Raw genomic sequence first — 1,941 nt, forward strand, 5'->3', positions numbered from 1 at the left:
TGTCAACAACAACCGAAAAGTGATCCACTCCACCATTTGAATAATGATCCACTATTTATTAAGGTTTTCCATTAATCCGGCTTGTTTCTTTTCTTTGATCCTATAACTTTCCCCCTTAATTTGAACAATATGTGAGTGGTGTAAAATTCTATCTAACATCGCTGATGTTAACGCTGTGTCATTCGCAAAAATGCTCCCCCATTGTCCAAATGGGAGGTTACTGGTGAGTATGACCGCTCCTTTTTCATAACGCTTTGCAATGACATCAAACAATAATTTAGATTCCTGAGCACTAAACGGTAAATAGCCTATTTCATCAATTATTAGTAGCCTGGGTGCCAGAACTGAGCGCTGCATCACTTGTTTATACTTATCTTGACGTTGCGCTGTGGTTAATTGCAATATTAAATCAGACGCGCTAATAAAGCGGGTTTTTAAGCCTGCTTGCACTGCCTTGTAACCTAGCGCACTGGCAATATGTGTTTTGCCTACACCTGATGGCCCGAGCAGAACGACGTTTTCTTTTCGTTCAATAAACGAGAGTGTGGCAAGCTCGTTAACTTGTTTTTTGGGCACACCGGTGGCAAACGTAAAGTCAAACTCCTCAAGCGATTTTAATGACGCAAATCCAGCCATACGCGTAAACATAACCTGTTTACGTTGGTGCCGGTACGCCTGCTCACCTTGCAGTACGCGCTCTAAGAACTGTAAATAATCCCATTCCTCTTTTGCTGCTTGCTGCGCTAGCGCTGTTGCATTTGTTTCAACACCGGCGAGTTGCAGCTCCTCCGTTAGTTCATGTAAGCGTGCGAGTTGCAAGTTCATAGTGCCTCCGAGAATTGCGCGTAAATGTTTAAGTCATGATGTAACGGGTGAGTCTCGAAGGACATATCAAATACAGGTATAGCCACTTCTGCCGGCTGTGGTGGTGCAACAGGTTGGAGCGGGGGTAAAGGTTGTAGGTACGCTTGCTCTTCTTTTAATCTATCTGCGGGCTTTACTTTTATTGTGTCGTGAATGCGCTGGTTAGCCACTGTGTTCAACCAGTTAATGACTTCAACATTGGCTGTTTCAACGTCCAAAGTAAGTTCAAGGGCAAATAATTTAGTGGCTAATGGCTGATAAAAGTTATCGCGCACATAGCGCACCATTCGCTCTACTTTCCCTTTTGTTTGTGGGCGGTAGGGTTTACAGAGCTTTGGAATGAACCCCATTTCTTTACTAAATTGATAAAAGCATTGATTAAAGCGATGTTTGCCTTCACCGTAAGCATCACGCTCTATTACCACTGTTTTCATATTGTCATACCACACTTGCTGTGGAATGCCTTGGAAATACTCAAAGGCTTGGCGATGACACGCTTCGAGTGTTTCATAGCGCATGTTATCAGTGATTGCGACAAACAATGCACGGCTGAAGCCTAAAACAGCGACAAAGGCGTGCAGTGGTGATTTCCCACCTCGCATTTGCCCCCAATCAACTTGCATTTGTTTGCCCGCTTCTGTTTCAAAGCGAATAATGGGTTGGGGTTCAACGCTACCTCGATATTGATACAAGTACTGGCGTAGTAACGATATTTCTCCGGTATAGCCTTGCTCTTTAATTTCTCTGAGTAAAACAACGGCTGATAAATGTATTGGAGCGGCTTTAGCTAATCGAGAATGTAAATACGGTTTAAATGCCTCTAATTTTGAAATACCCGTTTTACGAGTAGCATAATGCGGCTCGTCAAAGTCACCTTGAAGGTATTTTTTAACGGTGTTGCGCGATATGCCCAATTGTTTAGCGATGGCTCGTTGAGACATGCCTTGCATGGCTAAGACTTTTATTTTCATGAACTCTTCTTTTGAAATCATGGTGCTTATCCAAAAGCACCAGTGTTAAGTTAACTGGATCAGATTTCAATTGTTGAAGTGGATCATTTTTGCATTGCTGGTAACA

2 protein-coding genes are annotated in these 1,941 nt (G+C 42.9%); both read right to left on the minus strand.

Going from position 1 to position 1,941, the window contains the following annotated elements; translation table 11 throughout:
- Positions 1-51 precede the first annotated feature (51 nt).
- A complete protein-coding gene (gene istB / locus H5200_RS22985) occupies positions 52-825 on the minus strand; it encodes an IS21-like element helper ATPase IstB (protein WP_182762799.1) in 774 nt (257 codons plus the stop codon).
- A complete protein-coding gene (gene istA / locus H5200_RS22990) occupies positions 822-1,856 on the minus strand; it encodes an IS21 family transposase (protein ID WP_182762801.1) in 1,035 nt (344 codons plus the stop codon). The genes istB and istA overlap by 4 nt, the downstream gene beginning before the upstream one ends.
- Positions 1,857-1,941: the final 85 nt, after the last annotated feature.

This window comes from Pseudoalteromonas sp. SG43-7 (genome assembly GCF_014164295.1).
Classification (GTDB): domain Bacteria; phylum Pseudomonadota; class Gammaproteobacteria; order Enterobacterales; family Alteromonadaceae; genus Pseudoalteromonas; species Pseudoalteromonas rhizosphaerae.

Excerpts from the sequence above, each read along its gene's own strand:
- istA (WP_182762801.1), bottom strand. The coding sequence starts at position 1,856 with ATGATTTCAAAAGAAGAGTTCATGAAAATAAAAGTCTTAGCCATGCAA.
- istB (WP_182762799.1), bottom strand. The coding sequence starts at position 825 with ATGAACTTGCAACTCGCACGCTTACATGAACTAACGGAGGAGCTGCAA.